Source organism: Tateyamaria omphalii, from assembly GCF_014651375.1.
Lineage (GTDB): Bacteria > Pseudomonadota > Alphaproteobacteria > Rhodobacterales > Rhodobacteraceae > Tateyamaria > Tateyamaria omphalii.
Genome location: NZ_BMWT01000006.1, coordinates 215,411 through 232,366 on the forward strand (window position 1 = coordinate 215,411; position 16,956 = coordinate 232,366).

The 16,956-nt window shown below is 58.5% G+C and carries 15 protein-coding genes; 8 read left to right on the top strand and 7 right to left on the bottom strand.

Features of this window, described 5'->3' with window-relative positions; translation table 11 throughout:
* Positions 1 to 32: 32 nt before the first annotated feature.
* From IE087_RS19460 to IE087_RS19470, 3 genes are read right to left on the bottom strand one after another with little or no spacing between them, the layout of a single operon-like run.
* The gene (locus IE087_RS19460; protein ID WP_189371048.1) at positions 33 to 830 is read right to left on the bottom strand and encodes an iron chelate uptake ABC transporter family permease subunit; all 798 of its coding nucleotides are present in this window, start codon (positions 828 to 830) and stop codon (positions 33 to 35) included.
* Positions 830 to 1,561, bottom strand: a complete 732-nt coding sequence (locus IE087_RS19465; protein WP_189371049.1) for an ATP-binding cassette domain-containing protein — start codon at positions 1,559 to 1,561, stop codon at positions 830 to 832. Before IE087_RS19465 ends, IE087_RS19460 begins: the two co-directional genes overlap by 1 nt.
* Complete coding sequence (locus IE087_RS19470; RefSeq protein ID WP_189371107.1) at positions 1,558 to 2,076, bottom strand: transcriptional repressor; 519 nt, start codon at positions 2,074 to 2,076, stop codon at positions 1,558 to 1,560. Before IE087_RS19470 ends, IE087_RS19465 begins: the two co-directional genes overlap by 4 nt.
* 56 nt (positions 2,077 to 2,132) lie before the next feature.
* Between IE087_RS19470 and IE087_RS19475 the strand changes: the two genes are divergently transcribed.
* The 5 genes from IE087_RS19475 to IE087_RS19495 all read left to right on the top strand — a co-directional run bounded on the left by IE087_RS19475 (position 2,133) and on the right by IE087_RS19495 (position 7,364).
* A complete protein-coding gene (locus IE087_RS19475; RefSeq protein ID WP_189371050.1) occupies positions 2,133 to 3,350 on the top strand; it encodes a zinc ABC transporter substrate-binding protein in 1,218 nt (405 codons plus the stop codon).
* 185 nt (positions 3,351 to 3,535) lie between these two features.
* Positions 3,536 to 4,330, top strand: a complete 795-nt coding sequence (locus IE087_RS19480) for a nickel/cobalt transporter (protein ID WP_189371051.1) — start codon at positions 3,536 to 3,538, stop codon at positions 4,328 to 4,330.
* Between the two features lie 64 nt (positions 4,331 to 4,394).
* A complete protein-coding gene (locus tag IE087_RS19485; protein ID WP_229801473.1) occupies positions 4,395 to 5,507 on the top strand; it encodes a CobW family GTP-binding protein in 1,113 nt (370 codons plus the stop codon).
* Complete coding sequence (locus IE087_RS19490) at positions 5,500 to 6,714, top strand: GTP-binding protein (RefSeq protein WP_189371052.1); 1,215 nt, start codon at positions 5,500 to 5,502, stop codon at positions 6,712 to 6,714. The genes IE087_RS19485 and IE087_RS19490 overlap by 8 nt, the downstream gene beginning before the upstream one ends.
* Entirely contained in the window at positions 6,711 to 7,364 is a 654-nt protein-coding gene (locus IE087_RS19495) for a DUF1826 domain-containing protein (RefSeq protein ID WP_229801474.1), read from the top strand. Before IE087_RS19490 ends, IE087_RS19495 begins: the two co-directional genes overlap by 4 nt.
* A gap of 55 nt (positions 7,365 to 7,419) precedes the next feature.
* Here IE087_RS19495 and IE087_RS19500 read toward each other — a convergent pair whose 3' ends face one another.
* Both IE087_RS19500 and IE087_RS19505 read right to left on the bottom strand, forming a co-directional pair.
* Positions 7,420 to 7,830: an RrF2 family transcriptional regulator gene (locus IE087_RS19500; RefSeq protein ID WP_189371053.1), complete on the bottom strand. Its 411-nt coding sequence runs from the start codon at positions 7,828 to 7,830 to the stop codon at positions 7,420 to 7,422.
* Between the two features lie 267 nt (positions 7,831 to 8,097).
* Positions 8,098 to 8,487 (bottom strand): VOC family protein, encoded by a 390-nt coding sequence (locus IE087_RS19505; RefSeq protein WP_229801475.1) that lies wholly within the window; start codon positions 8,485 to 8,487, stop codon positions 8,098 to 8,100.
* Positions 8,488 to 9,676: 1,189 nt separating this feature from the next.
* Here IE087_RS19505 and IE087_RS19510 point away from each other — a divergent pair.
* From IE087_RS19510 to IE087_RS19520, 3 genes are all read left to right on the top strand, one after another.
* Positions 9,677 to 10,165, top strand: a complete 489-nt coding sequence (locus tag IE087_RS19510; RefSeq protein ID WP_189371055.1) for a dehydroquinate synthase/iron-containing alcohol dehydrogenase family protein — start codon at positions 9,677 to 9,679, stop codon at positions 10,163 to 10,165.
* Positions 10,166 to 10,309: 144 nt separating this feature from the next.
* Positions 10,310 to 10,657, top strand: a complete 348-nt coding sequence (locus IE087_RS19515; protein ID WP_189371056.1) for a hypothetical protein — start codon at positions 10,310 to 10,312, stop codon at positions 10,655 to 10,657.
* A gap of 89 nt (positions 10,658 to 10,746) precedes the next feature.
* Positions 10,747 to 12,171: an amidase family protein gene (locus tag IE087_RS19520; RefSeq protein ID WP_189371057.1), complete on the top strand. Its 1,425-nt coding sequence runs from the start codon at positions 10,747 to 10,749 to the stop codon at positions 12,169 to 12,171.
* Positions 12,172 to 12,621: 450 nt separating this feature from the next.
* Here IE087_RS19520 and IE087_RS19525 read toward each other — a convergent pair whose 3' ends face one another.
* A complete protein-coding gene (locus tag IE087_RS19525; RefSeq protein ID WP_189371058.1) occupies positions 12,622 to 15,765 on the bottom strand; it encodes an efflux RND transporter permease subunit in 3,144 nt (1,047 codons plus the stop codon).
* Positions 15,765 to 16,931 carry an efflux RND transporter periplasmic adaptor subunit gene (locus tag IE087_RS19530; RefSeq protein ID WP_189371059.1) on the bottom strand — a complete coding sequence of 389 codons (1,167 nt, stop codon included), beginning with the start codon at positions 16,929 to 16,931 and terminating at the stop codon, positions 15,765 to 15,767. The genes IE087_RS19525 and IE087_RS19530 overlap by 1 nt, the downstream gene beginning before the upstream one ends.
* Between the last annotated feature and the right edge of the window lie 25 nt (positions 16,932 to 16,956).

Consider the following 16,956-nt stretch of genomic DNA (forward strand, 5'->3'; position numbering starts at 1 on the left):
GAATGCACCCAAGACTCGGCCCAATCAGAGGGTCAGGCCGTGCCTTTTCCACGCCATCCTTTCAAATTCAGGACGGCAAATAGTATTGCCGCAACGCAAACGATAGATGGTCCCGCGGGTGTGTCAAAGACATATGCACCCCGAAGCCCTGCGATGGCAGAGAGTGTTCCAATCGCAGCAGCCGTGACAGCCATCGCTTCCGGTGTCCGCGCCGTCACACGGGCAGCCGCGGCCGGAATAATGAGAAGCGCAGCAATCAGCAGGACACCCACAACCTTGATCGCGACGGCCACGGTAATGGCCAAGCTCATGGTCAGGATCAACTGCTCGCGCTTGGGATCAATGCCGCTGGCGTAGGCAAGATCCTCGTTCAAAGTTGATGCCAGCAGTGCCGACCAGCGCCACACAATCAGGGCAACCACCAACGCAGCACCACCCCAAATGACAAGCAGGTCTGTACGCGATACAGCCAGAATGTCTCCGAACAAATAGGCCATCAGATCAATGCGGATGCCGGACAGGAACGATACTGCCACAAGCCCGAACGCCAAGGCGGAGTGCGCCATAACACCTAGAAGCGTATCCATCGCGTACCCGCGCCCAGCAAGGCTGGTCACGGTCATCGCCATGATGAGAGCAACAATGAGCGCGCCCGAGAAAATTGATAGTTCAAGCGCAAGTGACAGAGCAACGCCCAAGATGGCAGCGTGTGCTGTGGCATCGCCGAAATAGGCCATGCGGCGCCAGACGACGAAACACCCCAACGGTGCAGCCGCGCATGCAACGCCAATTCCCGCAAGCGTTGCGCGTGTCATGAAATCGTCAAGCATTATTCAGCGGCCTTTTGGCTGGGTCCGTGATGATGATCGTGATCATGCCGGTACAGGGCCAAGGCGCCTCCGGTTCCGGCACCAAACAGAGCACGATACTCGGGTGCTGACGCGACGACCGCCGGGGAGCCCTGACAACAGACATGACCGTTCAGGCAAACCACCCGGTCCGATGCGCTCATCACCACGTGCAAATCATGGCTGATCATGAGAATCGCGCACCCGGTTTGTTCACGAACCATCTCGATTTGACGATAAAACGACGCTGATCCAGGTTGGTCCAGCCCCTGTGTCGCCTCATCAAGCAGTAGAACATCTGGTGTGTTGATCAATGCCCGGGCAAGCAGCACACGCTGGAACTGGCCGCCGGAAAGTTGCGTCATCTGGCGGTCCAGCAAATCGGGCACGCCAGCCGCATTCAGCGCTTCATTGCATTTGCTCAATGGAACCCGTTCGGTGAGGCGCAAAAAGCGTGCCACCGTTATCGGCAGGGTCTGGTCAATGTGCAGCTTTTGCGGCACGTAGCCGATTTTTAACCGAGGTGATAACTGAACCTGCCCGGCAGCGGGTTTTGTGGCGCCAATGATGGCGCGCAGTAGGCTGGTCTTCCCCGACCCGTTTGGGCCGACAATAGTCACAATCTCACCTGACGACAGTGTCAGATCGACATCGCGCAACACCGTGTTCGCGCCATATGCGACGCACAGGTTCGTGACGGTAATCAAGGTCATGCGTCTGTCTTGTCGATACAGGTTGGGCAGACGCCTTCGGCTTCGACGACTGTCTTTTCGATCTGAAATCCGGCGGCTTTTGCCGCATCGCCCAAAACACCCTTGGCCGGGGCCGACTGCGCCTCGGCCACGGAATCGCACAGTCGGCAAATCATGAAGGCGGGAGAATGGCTTTCGCCGGGATGACTGCAGGCGACAAACGCGTTCAATCTCTCGATCTTGTGTACGAAACCGTTTTCCGTGAGAAAATCCAGCGCACGATAGGCGACAGGGGGTTGCGACCCGAAACCCGCGTCTTTCAAAAGGTCAAGAAGCGCATAAGCCCCCAAAGCACGATGTTCTTGGAGCAGCAATTCCAAGACCTTCCTGCGCACGGGTGTGAACCTGAGCCCGACATCAGCACAGCGCGCTTCTGCCGCTGCCAAGGCGCTGGCTACACACCGATCGTGATCGTGGCTCTGAAACCCCAAAGGGGATCCTTTGTCGGCAGGCTCGGATGGGTGGTTGCTTGTCATGGAATTGGTGATCATGTATGGCAGATGTAACGTTATAAAATCACAAGGTCGTTGGAATGTCTAGGAAGCTTCTTTCTCTCTCTGTCTTTGCCGCACTTTTGGGTGGCACCGCAATGGCGGATGTGCCGAACGTTGCGGCGGACATTGCGCCGGTTCACTCGCTTGTGGCACGTGTGATGAAAGGTGTCGGAACACCAGAACTGGTCATTCCGTCAGGGGATTCACCCCACGGGTTCAGCATGCGGCCGTCATCTGCCAGGGCACTGCAAGAGGCTGATGTCGTGTTTTGGATAGGGCATGACCTGACCCCGCAACTTGAAGACGCTATTGAAACGCTGGCCGAAGGCGCGGCGGTCACGGAGCTGCTTGAAGCAGATGGCGTCACATTGCTCGACTTCCGGGAAGGGGCACTTTTTGAGGCCCATGACCATGGTGATGACGACGACCATGATGACCACGATGCTCATGAAGAGCATGGTCACGACGATGCCGAGGCCGACGAGCATGATCACGAAAACCATGATGATCACGAAGGCCACGATCATGAAGACCATGCTGAGAAGGATGATCACGGGCACGATGACCACGATCACGATGGTCACGGACACGAAGAGGTCAAGGCAGAAGGCCACGACCATGACCATGACCATGATCACAATCATGACGAACATGCGCATAATGATCATGGCGAAGAAGATCATGCCGAACACGGTGATCATGATAACCACGACGATCATGCCGGTCACGAAGGCCATGATCATGGCGACCATGATCCCCATGCTTGGCTTTCCCTTCAGAACGCAAGCGTATGGCTGAACGTGATCGCCGCGCAGTTGTCATCGGCTGACCCCGACAACGCTGGTGCTTATTTTGCGAATGCGGCAGCGGCCCGCGAAGAGCTGGCAGCCCTGTCCGCAGACGTCAATGCAACCCTGGATCCGGTGCGCGGAGGCAGCTTTGTGGTTTTCCACGATGCGTATCAATATTTCGAAAATGACTTCGATTTTCCTGCGTCGGGTGCAATTTCCATCGCTGATGCATCTGACCCAAGCCCCGCGCGGATTGCCGAAATACAAGGCCGGATACGCGACGAGGCTGTTGACTGTGTTCTGGCTGAACCACAGTTCAACCCAGGCCTTGTCGCGACAGTTCTGGAAGGAACCGAAGCAAACACAAGCGTTATCGACCCACTTGGCGCTGAACTGGAAATAGGGCCAAAACTCTATCCGCAGCTGATCCGAAACATGGCAAACACGTTGGCGGAATGCCTCTAAGTCAGGGCTCAGGTCCTTCGGTCGCTGCTCAGGCGGCGGCCGTTCACAATGCGCAACAGGCCGAACAGTCCCGTCGAAGCAGGATGACGTTTGGTCTGTTCGTTGTTCTCATTCTGTCAGCCGCGATAGTCTATTCACTTGTGCCTTGGTCTAGGCTTTCGGTGTGGGCGGCGCAGGAGCAGAGAGTGTTCCAAAACGCGATGGTCAGCGCATTGCGGGCGATCCGTGATGGCGATTGTCTCGCAGTTTTTTCGCTTTGCTCCGCCACCGCCGTGTATGGATTTGTGCACGCGCTTGGCCCGGGGCATGGCAAAGTCCTTCTGGGGGGCGCAGCGTTGGCCAGTGGCGTGACGATGCGGCGTATGGTGGTACTGACACTGGCGTCCAGCTTGTCACAATCCGCTGCTGCGATTGCATTGGTTCTTGCCGCGGCATTCGTGCTGGGCTGGGCAACCAGGGATATCGTCGGGTGGACGGAAACCTGGTTGGCACCGGCAAGTGCGCTTGCGATTGCCGGGATCGGCGTGCTGTTGAACGTGAGGGGGCTGCGATCATGGAATGATGTGCGATCGGAACGTAATCGGTTGCTTGATGATGCCTGTGGCTGTGGCCACTCGCACGGCCCAACCATGGCTCAGGTCCAAAACCTCACCTCCTTTAGAGACGCGGCCGCGATTGTTCTGAGCATTGCCATGCGGCCATGTACTGGGGCCTTGTTTCTTTTGGTGATTGCATTGCGCTTGGATATCTTTGCTGTCGGTTGTCTTGCCGTTCTCACGATGGGGTTGGGTACCGCGTCATTCAATCTGCTTGTTGCATCTGCCGGGATTGGGGTGCGGCGGTTGACAGCTCTGCCGTTGAACAGCCAGATGATGCAGCAGTTCTCGGCGTATGTGCACATAGGCTGCGGAACACTTATTGCCGTACTGAGTTTGGCGCTGGCGCGAACCTATCTGGACAGCTCATTTGTTTTCCCTTAGAAATGTAATGTTATTACATAACTGAAGTTGTGGTATTGTGACTGACGCCTCGATGACCTCTCGGATGAAATCGGAAGATACGCGTATTCCAGTGACACTGCTCACGGGTTTCCTTGGTGCTGGTAAGACGACCCTGTTGAACCGAATCCTCAAAGATGCCTCATCGGGACCTGTTGCTGTCATTGTGAACGAGTTTGGTGAGGCCGGTCTTGATCACGAGTTGATTGAGGCTGTGGACGATGACGCCGACATTATGTTGATGCAATCCGGTTGCCTGTGTTGTTCGATCCGGGGGGACCTGTCCAACACGGTTTTCAAGCTACTGGTGCGGCGCGACAAAGGCGAATTGGCATTTGATCGCGTGGTTATCGAAACAACAGGTCTCGCCGATCCGGGACCAATCATGCAAACACTTTTGGTGGACCCGTTTCTGGGCACCAACACTCGGATGGACGGAGTTGTCACTGTGGTGGATGCCGTCAACGGTCCTGCCACTCTTGATGCCCAGTTTGAGGCCGTGTCGCAGGTCGCCCTTGCGGAATTGATTGTCCTCAGCAAAACGGATCTCGTTCCGGAGCCGACTGTTCAGAGTGTGACCGACCGATTGCGCGCACTGAACCCGACAGCCGAGATCCATCGCGCGTCCAATTCTGGTTTCGGACCGGCCAAGCTCTGGGGTTTGACCGCCATGCGAAAGAACGTGACGCAGCAGGAAGCCATTTCCTGGACCATGCCACAGAAGAATGCTCCGGCGCCGCTCAATAATTTGTCCGGCATGATGCCAGCCGCGGGGCGAGCACCCGTCACTACAAGCGAATTCAGCCGGCACGACACGGAGATCACTTCGATTTCGATCGTTTTGGATGAACCCGTTGACGAAGCGGTGTTCGACAAATGGTTCGACACGCTGATCACACACAAGGGGCGGGATATTCTACGTGTTAAAGGCATCTTGTTCCTAAAAGGATTGGACGTGCCGTTCGCCTTTCACGGCGTCCAGCACATTTTCGATCCGCCGATACCCTTGACCCACTGGTCGGGCGACGACCGCCGCACCCGTATCGTCCTGATCGGGCGAAACCTGAACCGATCCGAAATCCAGCGCAGCCTCGAACTGTTGCGCCTGGGACAATCTCAAAGCCAAGCACGCCAAATGGAGAGCCAAACGCATGACTGATACCCGACTTCCCGTGACCGTCCTGTCCGGCTTTCTGGGCGCGGGCAAAACGACATTGCTTAACCGCGTCTTGAACAACCGGGAAGGGCGCCGCGTCGCCGTGATCGTCAATGACATGTCCGAGGTGAACATTGACGCCGACCTTGTACGTGCAGACACGGAATTGTCGCGCACGGATGAAACGCTGGTCGAGATGTCCAATGGCTGCATCTGCTGCACGCTGCGCGATGACCTTCTGGATGAAGTGCGCCGCCTCGCTGCCGAAGGGCGCTTTGACTATCTTCTGATTGAATCCACTGGGATTTCCGAACCTCTCCCCGTGGCGGCAACATTCGACTTCCGCGACGAATTTGGCGACAGCCTGTCAGATGTCTCGCGGCTCGACACCATGGTGACGGTCGTCGATGCGGTGAACCTGCTCAATGATTATTCCAGCCATGATTTCCTGAGTGATCGTGGTGAAACGCTGGGCGAGGAAGACGACAGAACCTTGGTGAACCTGCTGGTCGAACAAATCGAATTTGCAGACGTTGTTATCCTGAACAAGGTTGCAGATGCGGGGCTACAAAAAACCGATGCGGCGCGCAAGATCATCCGCAGCCTGAACGCAGACGCCAAGATCATAGAGGCCAATCACTCCGATGTGGCTGCCGATGAAATTTTGGATACCGGCATGTTCGATTTTGAAAAGGCCCACGAACATCCCATGTGGGCCAAAGAGCTGTATGGCTTCGCAGATCACGTGCCCGAGACAGAAGAATACGGGGTCGCCAGTTTTGTCTATCGTGCGCGTCAGCCATTTGAGCCGGAAAAGATCATGGAGGCTTTGAACGGAGACCTGCCTGGTGTGATTAGGGCCAAGGGGCATTTCTGGCTGGCGACGCGCCCCAACTGGGTCGCCGAGTTTTCGCTGGCGGGCGCGTTGTCATCGGTTAAACCGCTTGGAACATGGTGGGCATCGGTCCCGAAAGACCGTTGGCCAGATCATGAGAGCGCCCGGGCCTACATGGCAGCGCATTGGTCAGAGCCGTGGGGCGATCGGCGGCAAGAGATCGTGTTCATTGGTGCAGGCATTGACTGGCCCGCACTCAAGGCCAAGCTGGATGATTGTCTAGTGCCCGAACAGGTGGCCTCGGACCCCAATATGCTGCCTCTTGACCTGCCTGATCCGTTCCCCGGCTGGCGTCGGGTGGAGGAAGCTGCGTGATTACGGAGCAAACAAAGGTCACGGATGCCGCCATCGGGGTAGGCATCGCCGACCAGCCCGAAGAGTTGTCGGTCATCCACAAGCCGGGTTGTGCTGCCGCTATATGGCGGCGGCAATTGCCCAAAGGGTTTGATACGTGGATCGACGGGATCAATCCGGACAACCTGCCGTCTGGCCGGCTAGTCCTGCGTCCTGACGGCGTGGCGTCGTCCGTTCAACAGCTTTGTGATCAAGCGGGGCTGCGCAACAGCGCACAGCGCGATTGGTTGACCGCAGATATAGCCGATCTCGCCAAACGCTTTGCCGACTTAATGCGTGCGCCATACCTTCGGTTTCGCTTAGATGTGATCAGCACAAATGCCTGTCGCCGTTTTCATATCGATGCCATCACGTCCCGACTTATCTGCACGTATCGTGGCACTGGCACGCAGTATGGTGTTTCAACGGATGGATCGGAACCAAAACGCGTGTTCACAGTGGGCACAGGATCGCCGATGATCATGCGTGGATCGTTGTGGCCAGAGACGCCAAAATCCGGCTTGCTGCACCGCTCCCCTCCGATCGAAGGCAGTGGTGAGACCCGGCTTGTACTTGTATTGGACCCGGTTTCAGAGCTTGACGAGATCGGGGATGTCTGCGGATCTTTGTGACAGGCAGCCTCTGACCTGCGAAGTCTCTGACCAACCGCAGGGCGCCCGTGCGTCGTTACTCAGCCGCCTCTCGGACATCCGCAATTGTTGTAAGAGACAGCCGCTGGATCAAGCTTGTTTCAATGTCGCGCATGATTTTAGACACTCTGGTCTCGAGCGCTTGCTCGACCGAGCACATGTCGGAGTCTGCTTCGGGTTTTGATGCGATCAAGCTCTCTTCAAGCGCCATGTAAACATCCGCCAATGTGATCTTGTGTGGTGGGCGCGCAAGTTTCCATCCCCCTGCATGACCACGTTCGGACGTCAGTAAACCGGCGTTTCGCAGTTTGCCCAGAACCCGGCGGACGACCACAGGATTGGTGCCGGCATGCGCGGCGATTTCCGCTGAAGTTTGCGACCGGTCTGCATCAAAAGACATATGGCCGAGAGAATGCAGGGCAAGTGACAGGCGCGAGTTACGTTTCATCAATCTCCCCTGACAGGCGACAGCACCTCGCGACGCTTGGCTGTCCTGTGTGTATCAGTCTCGGTATTTTTCTCATCGCTCAGCCAAAACTTAACTTACAGCGCAGTTTAACTCCGTTCTCCACCGCTGGAAACCTGAAGCGCCAAGTGCACGGGACAGTCACACATCCCTTGGCGAAACACACTCCCCGTCGCTGCTGGGACCCGCATATTTCCATCATCGGGACCATCGCGTCTCCGCAATGCTCCCGATCAGCAGCGTGACGTGTCAGTTGCCTTCGCCCAAGTGGACAAAACTCATTTTGTTTCCATCCAGATCACGAACATAAGCACCGTAGAAATCGGGGCCATACATTGGCCTTGGACCAGGGTCCCCCTCGTTTGTACCACCTTTTGACAAGGCGATCTGATGGGCGGCGTCGACCTCAGCTTGGCTCTCGCATGCGAGGCCCACCATGTTGCCGTTCCCGACAGTTGCTGCTTCTCGATTGTGTGGGGTGGTCACCCAAATGCGACCGCCGCCGCGCAATTGATAGCAAACTGCGTGTGGCATGAATTCTGCGACCAGTTTGCCGCCAATGGCGGGCAGGACAGCATCAAAGAAATCGCGGGCCTTGGCGACATCGTTTGAACCGAGCATGACATAGTTAAGTGACAATTGAGAGTTTCCTTCTGACTTTTGTCGGACGGCACTGCCATTATTGCTGCGCATGTCCGGGATTGGGTGTCAGCCTACGGCTGGACGCAATTTTTGAGAGACGAAATATCTGCATTCACGAAATGCCTTCTGCCTAGTTTGAGTTACAAAAAGGATCAATGCACGTGGATTGCGTTGTTTTTCTTTAGCGACAGAGTGCCACGTTCCATGTTGTCTTACCCGGCTCCGTGAACTTTCCAGATCGAATTGACCGAACGGTCCTTTGGCTTGGACAGCCAAAGGCGGATTTGAGCATGAGGTCATGTTTTCGGTTTTACATGGGCTTAAAGCCTCGTTGCCCCAAGGCATAAGCGTTCTGTCATATAATGTAACAAGTGAAGTTTCGTAAGGGTTTACTCTACGCTTGCAGCAACTGTAACTGCGGGGGACCAAGACGACACATGATGCAATCTGTGTGGCTCAGAACCATCACCACGACCAAGCGAAATGCCTTTGTATGCTGATCCGAGAAAAGGACATATAAATGATCCACGTCAGCTGCTGGACGGCGCGACCCGAGTGTTCTCACCAGATGCAACAGCGGCGGGGCTCGCCGCTTACATCAGCAAGAGCCTTGCAAAACGAACGGTTGCAGCAGTTGTTGATGCGCGTTGACGGGCCTTTTTGCCCCTCTAACAGACGGCTCAATTGTTAACCAATTGATCGTGACAATCCACCTGCTCTGCGCTGATCCGCCATGATCTGGCGCACATCTTGGTTGAAGCAGTTCAAACCTTGTCGCCCGTTACAAAGACAGCGATCGGTCCCGCAATTCAGCACATACTCTACTATGATTTTGATCGTAAAACGCCTTTCATGTCAGAGGGCCCTCCGCTGATCGAAAGGGAGATGCGTGAGGTTATTGTGGCGCGTACCGCGTTCACACGCGAGGTTTGGTCTCGCGAACGAGCATTTCGAGGCGGCGAGTGAGCCTTGGAGCCTGGCCCTTTTGAATGTAGTTCCGGAAGAGAAGCTGTGACAGTGTATCGTAAAGGCCATTGCCTCGATCCTGGGCGCTGACCAGATCTGCGCTACACTGGTGACTTTGGAGTTGCGGTTCAAACTGACGCCTGTGGCTGAGTCCGATGGCGCAAGGATGCAAAAAAATGCTGAGCCGCATCCAGGGCATGGCAATTGCAGACAACCCGGCTTGAACGCGCACCTCGGTGGTTTTCACACCCGATGGTGCAAATTCGGGCTCTGGGGCGAGGAACTGATGTTTGCGCAGGCGGTGCTGGACCCCGAGTTGATCGTGAGCCTGCCGCCACATCTCGCTGCTTGGACCGGAGTCGATGCGATGGCCCATGCGCTTGAAGGGGCCATCGCCCGGACCACCGGTCCCGCTGGCCTTCTTCATGGTCTCGAAGCCCTGTGCATTCTCAGCGGTGCCTTGCGGCAAGCTGCTGTCGACGGCAGCAATACCGAAATGCGGGGCTGCGTGCTGTGGGGTAGAATGGTTGCCGACCTCGCCTTGCACAACTGCAATACGCACATTGGGCACAATGTCTGTCAGGCGCTCGCTCCTTGGCCAGTGTTCATCATGGGCTTGCGACGAGATTGGTCCTGGAAGTCAGCCTGCCTTGGCTGGTATCCGGTCCAGTCGGTGCGTCCAACTAAGCTCAAGCTGCACACGCTTTAGTGGAACTGCCATCGCAGAGGCTGTGCCTGAAGCATTCTCCACCTTCATCCGGGCACGTCATATTGCCGCTGAATTGCCACACACATGTGCTTGGGCAACCGACACAGCGCTCGGCACCGAGACGAAGAATGTCGCGAACATAGTATGACGCAAAATACTGCTTGTGAAATGACACATGACGATTTGGAGGGCATCGCGGCGCGGATGACGCGCCTGCCCCTGATGTCTGCAATAGCTCAGGCTGAAAGCCGTCTGCCAAGACCTGGCGCTTTGCCGCTCGAAACTGTGCTGGACGCTGGACAGCTCATGAGGATGTTCCCAACCAAAGGTGGGTTGTCCGATGACGCCACCATCTGCAACACAAAGTTGCCTAAAGGAAGATGGCTGTTCAAAAACATGGTACCCTTGGCCCTGTATCCCATGTTCGGAAGGCTGCTGAAGACGCGCCCGTACGGAAACCCCAAAACAGAACTGGTAGCTCTTTCAGGGTGATCGTCCTAGTCTGACTTCAACCCTCAGCACAACTCTTGAGGGCGCCCGATTGGGCGCTGCTTGCGTGTGAAAGTAACCGGAGTACCGATATGTCGAACACAGCACCACTTTGGCAATGGAGCGCCAAGGACATCACGACAGCGACGCGGTCCGGCGACATCTCCGCGACAGAGGTGACTGAGGCTGCCATTGCGCGGATGGATATGGTCAATCCAAAGCTGAACGCTGTTGTTGAAAGTCTTGCAGACGAAGCGCGAGAGCAAGCGCGCCAACTCGATGTCAGTGACGCGCCCAAAGGTTCGCTGCATGGTGTCCCGGTCACGATCAAAATCAATGTCGACCAGAAAGGGCATGCGACATCAAATGGGGTGCCGGCCTTCAAGGACGTGATCGCACCAGAGGACGCGCCGCTTGTGCGCAATCTCAAAGCCGCCGGCGCGGTGGTTGTCGGCCGCACGAATACACCCGAGTTTTCTTTTCGCGCCGATACCGACAATCCGCTCTACGGTCGGACCTACAACCCTTGGGGGCGGCACATGTCCGCTGGCGGGTCTTCTGGCGGCGCTGGCTCGGCCGTCATGGCGGGTATTGGTGCGCTGGCACATGGCAATGACATCGGCGGCTCGCTGCGTTTTCCTGCATCGGCCAACGGGGCGGTCACCGTCAAGCCGGGCTTGGGCCGCGTGCCCGCCTGGAACCCCAGCCAACACAGTGAACGGGGGCTTTTGGCACAATCAATGTCAGTTCAGGGGCTGATCACACGCAACGCTGGCGATCTCCATGTGTCCATGCCTTCGCTGATCGCTGCTGACCCCCGCGACCCATTCCATGTGCCTTTGCCTTGGCGGGGTGCACCACTGGCCAAGCCGATCCGCGTTGCCGTTGCGCGGGATGATTTTGGGTTCGGGATGCATCCCGACGTAAGCGCCGCGCTTGACAAGGCGGCTGCCGCGCTGACCGACGCCGGCTACGCCGTCGAAGCGGTCGAACCGCCACTGTCTCGCGAAACCGGAGAAGTTGGCTACCGCGCGTTGATGGGCGAGGTCCAAGCCCTCCTAAAAGACGACATTCAAGCCTACGGTTCGGAAACCTTGCAGGCCATTTTTAATGCGTACTACGAACAGTTTCCACCGTATCAAGGGACAGAACTGTTACGGATGCTTGCTCACAGAACGCATTATGCGCGGCAATGGTCTTTGTTTTTACAAGACTATCCGCTGGTGCTGACGCCGTTCATGCTGCAACCGTTTTTCACGGCCAACCGGGACGCAGAAGGGGCCGACGGGGTGCGCGAGGCGCTGGGTCAATCGCATTGGTCCTTCATCATGAATTTCCTGGGGCTGCCTGCCGGGAACATGCCAACACATATTGCCGAATTAACAAGCGGACCGCAGCCAATTGGCGTGCAAATCGCCGGGCAAAGATGGCGTGAAGACCTGATCGTCGATGCGATGCAGGCTATCGAGGCACGGATACCTCCGGCTTGCGAAACCCTTTGGCAAAGGGGCGTGTAGGCGTTCCGTCTCGAGCAGAGTCTGCGAACCTGCTCGGCCATCGAAATTCACATCGAGATGGTGGTGTTGCATGCCAACATGCGTGTGACCTTTCCCGGATTGGAAATCCTGCCTTGGTCAGGCTGTATTGGTGAGGACGCAGTTGATCTCAGCCATTGTCCGATCGGTTGCTGATGCCTGAGGCCTTGGCGGCTTTGCAAACACTGTCACAGTTGAACGGTCATGAAGATCGTTTCTTCTGTGGCGCTGATCCTGAGCCTCCGGACCCCCATTTCCGGGGCTTTCGCAAGTGGCGAAACCGGTCTGCACACATTTGAGCTGACCACGGCGAAATCGTGATGATCGGCGGGGCTGCCCACCCCGACCAACTTTGGGATGTAGACAGTGCAGTCGGCCCAATGTCGCATAGAAGGCTCGTGACGCGTGTCTTAGGGCAAGCCTCTCAATTGCTCATTCCGCGGCCTGGACAAAGGGCGGATGCAAGACAAACGGAGCGTCCTTGCTCTTGTCACTTTCGGCCAAGACCTCAGGTGCACGCCGCACCCGGTGGATCAGGGCAAAAACCGGCGGTGTGAAGTAAAAACTCACCACGGTGGACAGCAGAACGCCGCCAGCAACCGACATCGCAAAGGGGGGCCAGAAGCCACCACCGGCAAGGATCAGGGGCAGGAAGCCACCAAATGTCGTGATGGTGGTCGACACGATGTGGCGGCTGGACCCCATGACCACATCGACCATGGCGTCCTTGTCCCCTGAAGCGGCCAAGTCGTCTTCTTGCAGGCCCGTCAAGATGATGATCGCCGCGTTGATCGACACACCGATTGATCCGATGACGCCGATGATCGCGTTGATGCCGAACGGATACTGGAAGACTGCGAGCGCCAGCAGGCTCAGACCTGCGGACAGACCCGACACCACCAGCACCACCGCCGTCAGACGGAAGCTGTTAAAAGTCAGCGCAATGGCCGCAATGGACAGGGTCACGATCAAACCAAGGGACGCCAGCAGATCGCTGAGCGTGTCAGCCCGCGCATCGCTGTCACCACCCAGTTCGAGCCGCATGTCCGCGGGCACTGTAAACCCGTTGGCCTCCAAGGCGGCTTGCACCTCAATCAGCGCTTCTTCTGGCAGTACATCGCGCAGAATAAACGCCTGCACCGTGTTGACCCGTTCGCCGTTGCGGCGGGTGATGCTGCTGGCGGCGGGTTCCAAGTCAATGGTCGACACTGCGGACAAGGGCAGGGCGGGCCAGCGCCCTTGGGCCGACAGCGCGGGCGCATCGGGCCGCAGGATCGGCAGGTCGCGGATGGCCTGAACCGAGCCGCGCGTGGCGTCGCCCAGACGGACGCGGATGGGAAGTTCTTCGTCCCCCTCGACCATCGAACCGCCTGTGACCCCTTCAAGGCCCGCCTGCAACTGCCCGGCAATCTGGCGCAGGTCGAGGCCGAGGACTTGTACCTGCGCCTCGTTCACCGTGATGACGGCCTTTGGCGCGCCGCCACCGATGGTGCCGCGGGTGACAAGCACATAGTCAACGCCTGACATGATGCGCCGCACCTCGTCGCCGGTTTCGCGCAGATCCTCCAGGTCTTTGCCCACAAGCCGGATTTCGACCGGGGCATTGACTGGTGGGCCCTGCACAAGGCCACGAACAAGGATTTCTGCCTCGGGCGCGGTCAGGGCAAGATCGCCTTGCAGGTCGCGCAGGACAGCCTCGGTCGCCTCTGCCGATTGGGTGGTCAGCAGCGCTTGGGCATGGCCCGGTGCGTTTTCGCGGGCGCCCACGATGTTGTAGTAGAAGGCTGGCGCCGATCGTCCGACCGTCCACAACACCTGCTCGATCCTGTCATCTGCGAGCAGCCGATCATTCAGCCGTGCAACGACATCCTGCGTATCGGTAATGCCCGCACCGGGGGCCAGGTCCACCTCGATATAGAACTGGTCGCGGTCCACGCCGGGAAAAAATTGTGCCGTGAGTGTTGGCATGGACAGAAAACCAGTGACGGGCAGGACCAGCGCCAGCGCGATCGACCGAACAGGGTTGTTCACGGACCAGCGCAGTGATGCAGCAAAGGCGCGGCTCAATGCGTGGCCCTTCATCCCGCCGCGTGTCCCGTTCGCGGGTAGCAGGTGGCCAGCAATGGCCGGCGTCAGTGTGATCGCCACGACAAAGGACCAGCCCAGCATGATCACCACGGCAATGGCGATGGAGCCGACGAAGTCACCGGCGGGGCCGGGCAGCAGGATCAGCGGGGTAAAGGACAGCGCCGTGGTCACGGTCGAGGCCAGCAGCGGCGCAAAGAGGCGCTTGACCGATTGGCCCGCCGCCTTGACGCGGCTCATACCTTTTTCAAGCCTTTGTCCAACCTCATCCGTCATCACGATGCCCGCATCGACCAGCAGGCCAAGGGCCACGATCAGGCCGGTCACACTCATCTGGTGGATGGCAAGGCCGATGAAGTTCATGGTGAACAGCGTGGCAAGGGTCACGACCGGCAGGATCAGCGCCACGATCATGGCGGATCGCAGACCAAGGGTCAGCAGCAGCACGCCCACCACAAGGCCAACGCCGATGGCCATGTTCAGGCCGACCTCCTTCAGTCGGTCTGCGGTGTAACCGGATTGGTCAAAGGTCAGGTCCAGCGAGACGCCCAGAGGGACATTGGACTGATACTCGGCGATCTCTTCGCGGACAAAAGCCGCCCATTTGTCGACTTGCAGCCCGCTTTCCAGCTTGGCGCCCACAAGGATGGCGGGGTTGCCATTGTAGATCGCCAATTCGGCTTCCGGCAGGCGCGGTCCGCGTGTGATCTCGGCCACCTGGGACAGGTAAGTGACGGCCCCGGTATCCGAGCGGCGCACGACAATCTCGCCCAGCCGGTCCAGTGCCTCGACCTCGCCCGCGACAGTGATCAGCAGGTCAGACCCCGCCGGGCGCACACGTCCGGCAGGGCCCTTGGCGTCGGCCTGGGCAATGGCGCGGGAGACGTCACCTGCCGTCAGGCCAAGCGCGGCGGTGGCCACGGGGTCTAACGTGACCAGCACCTCATCCTCGGGCGCACCGAACAACTCGACAAGTTCGGTGCCGGGGATGTTGCGCAGATCCTGGGCCAGGTCGCGGGCATAGCGGCCTAGGATCGTTGTGGAAATGCCGGGTTCGGCCGAAAGGGCAGCGATGGCGGCAAAGGCGCTGCCACCCTCGGTGTCAAACTCCGGCTCGAAGGCGTCGGCGGGCAGGGTGGGGGACAGCTCGGCCAGATCGTCGCGGATCTCGGCCCAGACCTGTTCAATGCGGTTGTCCGGCACCGTCACGCCCAGCTCGACCGAAACGATGGAAATGCCGGTCGAGGACGTGCTGTCGATCACGTCGACCTCTGACACTTCGCGCAGGATGTCTTCGATCGGTTGCGTGACAAGCGCCTCAACTCGCGCGGGGTCCGCGCCGGGCACAACGGTTGTCACGGTGCCAAAGAGGTTGGTGATTGTCGGGTCTTCCTGCCGTCCGATGGCCAGCAGGGACGACAGGCCCGCCGCGATGATCACCAGAAGGGCAAGGGCAACAAGGCGGGGCTGGCGGAAGGTAAGGGTTTCCATCACTCCGCTCCGACCACACGCACCCGGTCTCCGGACACAAGGCGGTGGGTGCCATCGGGCACGATCATGGTATCGCCCTGCAGCGTGCCACGGACAAAGGCCATGCCATCTTCGACCTGAAGCACTTCGACGGCGGCAGCCTTGGCGGTGTAAAGGTCATCTTCTTCCGGGTTCAGCACCATCACGGTCCACAGGCCGCGCACCCCGTCTTGCAAGGCGCGCAACGGAACGGAATACCCGTTCTGGTCAATTTGGCTGTGCAGCCTCAGCGTTCCCGAGGCGAGGTAGACCGGATCGTCCGTCTCAATCTCGAACAGCGCGGTGCGAGTGCGGGTCTGGGCATCAAGGTCGGGCCGGAAGCCGACGAAGCGCGCGTCATATTCCACACCGTCCAAAGTGACCACGGCAGTGGTGTCCTGCACCTTTTGTGCCAGTTTCGGGTCAATCCCGACGCGGAAGATCGGGGCCGTTTCCTCGCGAATGTCAAGCACGGGCGCGCCCACGGACATGATTGCACCGGGGTCGACATTCCGCGCGCCGACGATCCCGTCAAACGGCGCCAGCAGCTCGGTCTGGCTGAGTTGCACCTCTACTTGTGTGATCGCGGCATCGACTTCGGCAATCTGTGCCTGAAGCGCGGCAAGGTTCAGCGCCGTGTTGTCCACCGCCTGATCGGAGGCAAAGCCGCGGTTGCGCAGCTCTTTCTGACGATCCGTGGTGCGACGCGACAGTTCCGCCTGCGCCTCAAGCGCATCACGCGAGGCGACAAGGCGGCTGCGTTCAGCCATCAGAATGCGGGTGTCGAGCTTGGCAAGCACCTGGCCTGCTTTGACGCGATTGCCTTCGTCCACTTCCAGAACGTTCAGGCGACCGCGCTGCTCGAAACTCAGGGCAACGGTCTGCGCGGCCTCGACCTGTCCGTGAAAGGCGCGGGTGACGGTCATGCTGTCTGCCGGTGTCACGCGGATCGCCGAGACGGTGCTGATCGGGGCGGGCGGCGGGGCGTCGACGGCGGCAGCACGGGTTGCCAATGTGGCGCTGCCAATCCAGACCGCACCGGCGGCAATGGCAATGACGGATGCGGTGCCGGTCAGCGTGACGATCCCGCGAACAGTGCGCTTCCAAAGGGGTGGTTTCGGTGTATCCTTGGTGCGATCTTTAGGCATGTTGCCACTCCTTGACAGGAAGTAA